This window comes from Deinococcus rhizophilus (genome assembly GCF_030271215.1).
GTDB classification, from domain to species: domain Bacteria; phylum Deinococcota; class Deinococci; order Deinococcales; family Deinococcaceae; genus Deinococcus; species Deinococcus rhizophilus.
Window position 1 is genome coordinate 1 of sequence record NZ_JASNGB010000148.1, and the last position, 7,390, is coordinate 7,390.

9 protein-coding genes are annotated in these 7,390 nt (G+C 73.1%); 1 reads left to right on the plus strand and 8 read right to left on the minus strand.

Annotated features, from left to right (window positions below):
- From QOL99_RS13130 to QOL99_RS13165, 8 genes are all read right to left on the minus strand, one after another.
- The coding region (locus QOL99_RS13130) for a CHASE3 domain-containing protein (protein WP_285524464.1) at nt 1–454 on the minus strand (454 nt) is incomplete at its 3' end.
- 202 nt (nt 455–656) lie between these two features.
- Entirely contained in the window at nt 657–1,457 is an 801-nt protein-coding gene (gene trpA / locus QOL99_RS13135; RefSeq protein ID WP_285524466.1) for a tryptophan synthase subunit alpha, read from the minus strand.
- A gap of 106 nt (nt 1,458–1,563) precedes the next feature.
- Entirely contained in the window at nt 1,564–2,841 is a 1,278-nt protein-coding gene (gene trpB / locus QOL99_RS13140; RefSeq protein WP_285524468.1) for a tryptophan synthase subunit beta, read from the minus strand.
- A gap of 57 nt (nt 2,842–2,898) precedes the next feature.
- Nucleotides 2,899–3,816, minus strand: a complete 918-nt coding sequence (gene gluQRS / locus QOL99_RS13145) for a tRNA glutamyl-Q(34) synthetase GluQRS (RefSeq protein ID WP_285524470.1) — start codon at nt 3,814–3,816, stop codon at nt 2,899–2,901.
- Between the two features lie 121 nt (nt 3,817–3,937).
- A complete protein-coding gene (locus tag QOL99_RS13150; protein ID WP_285524472.1) occupies nt 3,938–4,639 on the minus strand; it encodes a hypothetical protein in 702 nt (233 codons plus the stop codon).
- Nucleotides 4,636–5,328: a hypothetical protein gene (locus QOL99_RS13155; protein ID WP_285524474.1), complete on the minus strand. Its 693-nt coding sequence runs from the start codon at nt 5,326–5,328 to the stop codon at nt 4,636–4,638. The genes QOL99_RS13150 and QOL99_RS13155 overlap by 4 nt, the downstream gene beginning before the upstream one ends.
- A 10-nt stretch (nt 5,329–5,338) precedes the next feature.
- A complete protein-coding gene (locus QOL99_RS13160) occupies nt 5,339–6,409 on the minus strand; it encodes an MDR family oxidoreductase (protein ID WP_285524475.1) in 1,071 nt (356 codons plus the stop codon).
- 54 nt (nt 6,410–6,463) lie between these two features.
- A complete protein-coding gene (locus QOL99_RS13165; protein WP_285524477.1) occupies nt 6,464–6,910 on the minus strand; it encodes a hypothetical protein in 447 nt (148 codons plus the stop codon).
- A gap of 80 nt (nt 6,911–6,990) precedes the next feature.
- Between QOL99_RS13165 and QOL99_RS13170 the strand changes: the two genes are divergently transcribed.
- The coding region (locus QOL99_RS13170) for an acyl-CoA dehydrogenase family protein (protein ID WP_285524479.1) at nt 6,991–7,390 on the plus strand (400 nt) is incomplete at its 3' end.

A 7,390-nucleotide genomic window follows, 5' to 3' on the forward strand; every position in this document is an offset into this window, starting at 1 on the left:
GGCGCCTGCCGGTGCCCCGCGCCACCAGAGCGGCGGCCTCCTGCGCCGAGCGGCCACGGGCAACGATCTCGGGGCGGCCCACCCCGGCCTGCCAGCGTTCCAGCAGCGTCTCGATGCGGCTGAGGCGGGCGAGCTGCGCGGGGCGGTCGGGGCCAGCCTGCGCGGCGGCTCCCTCCCGCAGGGTGGCCAGCATCTGTGGCAGGGCGGTGGTCGCCTCGCGGTAGGGCGTCAGGAACGCGGCCTGCCCGGTGATGACGTACCCGCGCACCCCGGTCTCGAGGTCGAGGGTCAGCCGCAGGGCCGCCTCCATGCGGGCGAGCTGCCCGCGCGAGTGCGCCGCCTGCGCCGTAGCCTGTGCGCGGGCCTCCACCGCCGCCGAGAGCTGCAGGCCCGCCACCGTCAGCAAGATCCACACCGGAAGCTGGGGCAGCAGGAGCAGGGGGGCCAGGCGCATCACTCCCCAGAGTAAGGGCGGCCTCTTGCAGCCGTCTGACAGCGGTCACCACAGGCAGCGGTTGGAGTGGAGCGGAGTGGAAGGGGGGGCTGTCCTTCCTTCAGCGGAACGGCACACCGCTGTGACCACACACGGACATGGGCGGCAAGAAAGCGGCTCCCTCCCGCACGCCGACAGGAGGGAGCCGCCCGCAGGCCCGGGCTTACCGCCCGCACCCCGCCGCGATCTCGGCCGCGAGTGCGCCGACGTCCTGCCCGCCCTGCACGGCCTGTATAAAGGCGCTTCCCACGACCACCCCGTCCGCGACCGAGGCGACCTGCCGGGCGGTCGCCGCGTCCTTCACGCCGAAGCCCACCGCCACGGGCACCCGCGCGTGCTGCCGGGCCAGCGCCAGCATCGCGGGCACCTCGGCCAGCGCCGACCCCTCGCGCGTCCCGGTGACCCCGGTGACCGACACCGCGTACAGGAAGCCCGTGCACGCCTCGGCCACCAGCTTCACCCGCTCGGGCGTGCTCGTCGGCGCAATCAGGAAGGTGACCGCCAGCCCGTGCTCGGCGGCGAGGTCCGCGATCTCCAGGTCCTGGTCGGGCGGGAGGTCGGGGAGGATCAGGCCGTCCACCCCCGCCTCCTGCGCGAGCCGCATGAACTCGCGCGGGCCGACCGCGTAGATGGGGTTGACGTAGGTCATCAGGGCAATGGGCGTGTCGTGCCGCCGCCGCAGGTCGCGCACCAGTTCCAGCGTGCGCCGGGTGCTCGTGCCGCCCGCCAGCGCCTGCTCGGACGCCCGCTGGATGGTGGGGCCGTCGCCCAGCGGATCGGAATACGGAATCCCGACTTCGAGGATGTCCGCGTGCGCGAGCAGGGCGTCCGCCACTGCCGGGAACCCGGCGGCGCTGGGGAACCCGCCCGTCATGAAGGGGATGAAGGCCGCGCGGTTCCCGGCCCTCGCGCGGGCAAACGCCGCGTGAATACGCTCGGCCCCCCGCGTCAGCGTGGCGGTCATGCCAGCACCTCCGCGATGAGCTGTTCCGGGCCTTTGTCCAGCAGGCCCGCGTCCCGTTCCTTTTCCAGCAGGCGCATCACCTCGGCCNCCCGCGTCAGCGTGGCGGTCATGCCAGCACCTCCGCGATGAGCTGTTCCGGGCCTTTGTCCAGCAGGCCCGCGTCCCGTTCCTTTTCCAGCAGGCGCATCACCTCGGCCACGTCCTTGTCGCCGCGCCCGGAGAGGTTGACCACGATGAGGCCCTCCGGCCCCAGCTCCGGCGCGAGCTGCACGGCGTGGTAGATCGCGTGGGCACTTTCCAGCGCGGGAATGATGCCCTCCAGCCGGGTGAGCAGTTGCAGGGCTTCCAGCGCCTGCGCGTCGGTGACGGGCACGTACTCGGCCACGCCGGTTTCGCTGTAGTGGCAGTGCTCCGGCCCGATGCCGGGGTAGTCCAGCCCCGCGCTGACCGAGTGCGGCGGGACGATCTGGCCTTCCGGGTCGTTGAGGAGGTACATCATCGAGCCGTGCAGGACGCCCACGCGCCCCCCCGCGACGGAGGCCGCGTGCCGCCCGCTGTCCACGCCCTCCCCGGCGGCCTCGGTGCCGATCAGGCGCGGGCGCTGCTCCTGGGGAAGGTAGGCATAGGGGGCGAAGATGCCGATGGCGTTCGACCCGCCGCCCACGCAGGCGACCACGGCGTCGGGGGCGGAGCGGCCCTCCAGCTCGGAAAGCTGCACCTTGACCTCCTCGCCGATCACGGCCTGAAAGTCGCGCACCATCGCCGGGTAGGGGTGCGGCCCCACCACGCTGCCCAGGATGTAGAAGGTGTCGCGCACGTGGGTGACCCAGTCGCGGATCGCCTCGTTGGTGGCGTCCTTGAGGGTCGCGGTGCCGGAGGTGACCTCGCGGACCTCGGCGCCCAGCAACCGCATCCGGAAGACGTTGAGGGCCTGGCGGCGGATGTCCTCGGCGCCCATGTACACGATGCATTCCAGCCCCAGCAGCGCGGCGGCGGTGGCCGAGGCGACCCCGTGCTGCCCGGCGCCCGTCTCCGCGATCACGCGCTTCTTGCCCATCCGCACGGCGAGCAGCGCCTGCGCCAGACAGTTGTTGATCTTGTGGGCGCCCGTGTGGTTGAGGTCCTCGCGCTTGAGGTAGATCCTCGCCCCACCCGCGTGTTCGGTCAGCCGCCGGGCAAGGTAGAGGGGACTGGGGCGGCCCACGAACTCGCGCAGCAGGCGGTCGAGCTCGCCCAGAAAGGCAGGGTCCTGCTTGGCGTCGAGGTAGGCCCGCTCCAGTTCGTCGAGGGCCGGAATCAGCGTCTCGGGCACATAGCGCCCGCCGAAGCGCCCGAAGCGGCCCCGCGCGTCGGGCTGCGGGTAGGCTGGAAGAGACAGAGACATGCTGTCCAGGGTAGACGGCGAGGCCCAACCCCGGCCAGAGAAACTTAGACAACCGGTCTAGATTTGTGGCAGACCTGACCATCCCGCCTGGTCCAGAGTCCGCCGCCACAGCGGCAGCAGGTCAGGCGCGGTGACCCTCTCCGGCACCTCCCACCCCAGCGAACGGGCCAGCGCCGCGAGAACACGCCCGGCGTCCTCTCTCCCCTCGCGCAGGGCCTGCACCGGGGGGGCCCCGCCCCGCTTGGCGAGGCGTTCGCCCCGGAAGTCGGTCATCAGCGGAACGTGGAGGTACCTCGGCGTGGGGAGGCCCAGGGCCCCCTGCAGGGCGACCTGCCGGGGCGTCGCCGTCCACAGGTCCAGCCCGCGCACCACGTCCGTCACGCCGGTCGCCGCGTCGTCCACCACCACCGCGAGGTGATAGGCGTAGACGCCGTCGTTCCGCTGCAGCACGAAGTCACCCACCTCGCCGGGGAGGTGCTGACAGAGCGTTTCCCCGGTCAGGGCGTCACGCACGCACACCGTCCGGTCGGGCACCCGCCAGCGCCGGGCGGCGGGACGGCCCGGATTCACGGTTCCCGCGCGGCAGAGGCCCGGATACACCGGCTCGGTGCCGTGGGGTGCCCCGGCACTTTCCTGAATGGCCTGGGCGATCTCGCGGCGGGTGCAGGTGCAGGGGTAGGTCTCCCCCGCCGCCGTGAGCCGGGCGAGGGCCTCGGCGTAGACCTCCAGCCGCCCGGACTGCCGCGTTTCGGCGTCCCAGTCCAGCCCCAGCCACTCCAGATCGCGCCGGGTCACGTCGAAGGCCCAGGGCCGCACCCGCCCGGTGTCGAGATCCTCGAATCTCAGCAGGTGCCGCCCGCCCAGCGCCCGCGAGTGCAGCCACGCGAGCAGGGCGGTCCGGGCGTTGCCCAGGTGCATCGCGCCCGTCGGACTGGGGGCGAAGCGGCCCACGGCGGCTGGGCGGGATTCGGACATGGGCAAGAGGGTAGAGCAGCCGGGAGCCTTACGGGGCAGGCCACGGGGGAGCTGATCAAAGGGGAGGGGGGAGCCAACCCGCCGCTCCCCCCTCACCCTCAGCCCTCGGCTCAGAAGGGCGTCAGGACCCGGTGACCTGCTGCACGACTTCCTCGGGGGTGCGCCACACGCGCTCGGCGTCGGCCACCGCCGAGAGACTGCCCCCCGCGCTCACGCCGCCCAGGCTGGCCCGGACATTGACGCCGAGTTCGAGGGCGTTCCAGCCGGGTTGCGCGGTCACGTCCACCGTGACGGGCACGGCCGTCCCCACCCCGGCGAAGTCCTGCACGACCTGCCCGCAGTCCACCGTGCCGCTCAGGCGGGTGGGGCGGCTCACGTACAGGTAGACGCGGCCCGAGAAGGTGCCTGACGCGAAGCTGGTGCGCTCGGCCTGCGCGGCGAATACGGTCGCCGCCTGCGAGCCCTGCGGGGTCAGGCCCAGGAAGGCGTAGCTGCCCGCCCCCGCGTCGCTGCTCAGGACGCTGCCCGTGCAGCCCAGCCCCGAGAGGGCGTCGCTGGGGGAGCGCAGCAGGGGCGTCAGGGCCGCTTCTCCCGGCAGGGGCAGGGAGAAGCGGCCGTCGGGGGCCACCTCCGCCCGCGCCAGCACCTGCCCACCCGGCCCCGTCAGCGCGACGCTGCCCGTACCCGACCAGCGCGAGATGTCCCCCGGAATCTGGGTGACCGGCTGCGCGGGAGCGGCGGGGGTGGCCCCCAGCGAAACGGTCCGGGGAGCGCAGCCCGCGAGCAGCAGGGCACCCGCGATCAGGGCGGCCGTGCGCTTCACTGGAGGGCCTGCCCGACTTCGGCGAGGGTCAGCCAGGTGTTCAGGTCGGTCAGGGTGCGGGTGACCGTACCGCTAGCGCTAGGGCCGCCAAAACCGTAACTGCCCGTTGCGCTTATTTTCAACTTGATCCAGCCAGGCACCGTCTTGACGTTAACAGTGATAGGCGCCGTCAGACCAGCGACTCGGCAATTGATTCTGCCTGTTACTGTGACCACTCGATCTGTATACAGCCACGCACGGGCATCAAAGGAGGCTGATAAAGGACCACTCCTCGTGAGGCTTGCTGCCGCCACCTCACGCGCCCCGGCCCCACCGCCCTCGGCCCGCAGGGTGAAGAAGAGCAGACCGCGTGCAGCGGGATCACTCACCGTCAGCCCAGCGGACGTGCAGTTCAGGTCGGAAAGGCCCTGCTCCAGCGTCTCGGGAATGGAACGGGTCTGGGCCTCGACCAGCGGCCCGGTCGGCAGCGTGAGGCGGAAGCTGCCCGCCGCGTCCACCGGAGCGCTCGCCAGCGGCACCAGCGGCAGGAGGCCGGTCAGGGCCACGCTGCCCGAAGTGCCGCTCTGCCAGGTCTGAATACGGCCTGAGACGGTGGTCTCGGCGGGCGCGTTGTCGGGGACGCGTTCGGGACCGCCCCCGCAGGAGGCGAGCAGGAGGGACAGGGCCGTCAGGGCACCGAGTTTTCTCATGGACGTCAGCCTAGTGCATCCCGGCTGACGGGGAGATGGGAAAATCGCGCCCGGCCTCATCTCCCCCTATCTCCCCCGGCGCGACCGCGATCACCGTGCGCCCGCGCACCTGCCCGGCCAGAATCTGCTCGGCCAGGGCGGGCACGTCCGAGAGGGGCCGCACCTGGGTCACGTCCGCGAGTCTGTCGGCGGGCAGGTCACGGGCCAGCCGCTCCCAGGCTGCGCGGCGCCTGGGGGTGGGGCAGGTCACCGAGTCAATGCCCAGCAGGCTCACCCCCCGCAGGATGAAGGGGAAGACGGTCGTGGGGAGGGCGCCGCCGCCCGCCAGCCCGCAGGCCGCGACCGCCCCGTGGGTGCGGGTGCCCGCGATGGCCCCGGCGAGGGTCTCGCCGCCCACCGAGTCCACGACCCCGGCCCAGCGTTCCTTTTCCAGGGGGCGCCTGAGCGCGGGCAGCTCGTCGCGGCCGATCACGTTCGCCGCGCCCAGCGAGCGCAGGTAGCCCTCCTCCTGCGTCCGCCCGGTGCTGGCCGTCACCGTGAACCCCGCCGCCGCGAGCAGCGCGACCGCCATGCTGCCCACCCCGCCCGCCGCGCCCGTGACCAGCACCTCGCCCCGGTCCGGGGTCACCCCGTGCTCCTCCAGCGCCAGCACCGCCAGCATCGCCGTGAAGCCCGCCGTGCCCACGCTCATGGCCCACCCGGCGTCCGTGCCGGAGGGCAGCAGCACCAGCCATTCGGAGCGGACGCGGGCGTACTCGGCGTAGCCGCCGTCCTGCCGCTCGCCGATGCCCCAGCCCGTCAGCAGGACGCCCTGACCGGGGGCATAGGTGCCCGTCTCGTCGGACACCACCTCGCCCGCCAGGTCGATGCCGGGGGTCATGGGGTAGGACTTCAGGACGCCGGGGCGCCCGGCCACCGCCAGCCCATCCTTGTAGTTGAGGCTGGAGTGGGTCACCCGGACCACCGTGTCGCCGGGCGGCAGGTCGGCGGGAGTGAGGCTCTGGAACTCGGCGCGGACACCCGCGTCTTCCTTGACGGCCCGCAGGGCACGGAAGGTCTCGGGCAGGGTGAGCTGGGACATGGAGGGCACCTCGGGAGAGTTGGAGTGCCCCAGGGTAGCGCGGCGAGGGACGCCTCAGCGCACGTCCTCGAACTCGGTCACGGCCAGCGAGAGCGCGTCGGTCGTGGTGGCCTGGTAGCCCGCCCAGACCCGCCACAACTCGGCCAGCGCCCGCCGGGCGGCTTCCAGCGCGGCCTGCACGCCGGGCGTGGGTTCGTCCCCCGAGGCGGCCAGGGCCACCGTGAGGTGCAGCTTGGCGCCCAGGTAGCGGGTCTGCTCGCCGCGCGTACCGTCGTAGACGTACACCACGTCGTCCCAGCCCGGCGCGAAGGTCTCCCAGATCAGCCGGGTCACCGCCGCGTGACTGCCCAGGCACAGGGTCGCGGCAGGCAGGCCGCCGGGGGCCAGGAGGCCGCGCTCCCCGCAGTGGTCGGCCGCCAGACCGCTCACGTCACGGTCCACGCCCGGCAGGAAGCGGGAGAGGATGTCGGCGCGGGCCGCGTCGCGGGGAGACTGGCGCATAGTCCGCCCACTCTATTCTGTTTTGGACGAACTGACGAGGGGGGACATGCCCGGAGCGGGGATCGCCTACCCTGCGGGCCATGACGCGCCGCTCTGCCCTGCCCGCCGACCTCGAAGCCGTGACCGTGCGGGCAGAGGCGGTCATCCGCGCCCACACGGACCCCTGCGAGGCCTCCGGGGACGTGACCCCGGAGGCGGGGGCCGCGCTGCGGGCCAGCGGGTACACCCGGCTGACCCTGCCGCGTGAGGCCGGGGGGCTGGGAGCGACCCTGGAGGAGTACGCCGAGGCCCAGCGGCGGTTGGGGGAGGCGGGCGCGGCGCTCGCGCTGGTGCTGGCGATGCACACCCAGGTGGTGGGGGCCGCCTTTCAGGGCCGGACGCTGCCGGAACCGATGCTGGCGGCGCTGGCGGAGGCGAGCGTGGAGGGGCGGCTGGTCAACGCGCTGGCGAGCGAGCCGGAACTGGGCAGCCCCTCGCGCG

Excerpts from the sequence above, each read along its gene's own strand:
- QOL99_RS13160 (WP_285524475.1), bottom strand. The coding sequence starts at position 6,409 with ATGTCCCAGCTCACCCTGCCCGAGACCTTCCGTGCCCTGCGGGCCGTC.
- QOL99_RS13165 (WP_285524477.1), bottom strand. The coding sequence starts at position 6,910 with ATGCGCCAGTCTCCCCGCGACGCGGCCCGCGCCGACATCCTCTCCCGC.
- QOL99_RS13155 (WP_285524474.1), bottom strand. The coding sequence starts at position 5,328 with ATGAGAAAACTCGGTGCCCTGACGGCCCTGTCCCTCCTGCTCGCCTCC.
- trpB (WP_285524468.1), bottom strand. The coding sequence starts at position 2,841 with ATGTCTCTGTCTCTTCCAGCCTACCCGCAGCCCGACGCGCGGGGCCGC.
- trpA (WP_285524466.1), bottom strand. The coding sequence starts at position 1,457 with ATGACCGCCACGCTGACGCGGGGGGCCGAGCGTATTCACGCGGCGTTT.
- gluQRS (WP_285524470.1), bottom strand. The coding sequence starts at position 3,816 with ATGTCCGAATCCCGCCCAGCCGCCGTGGGCCGCTTCGCCCCCAGTCCG.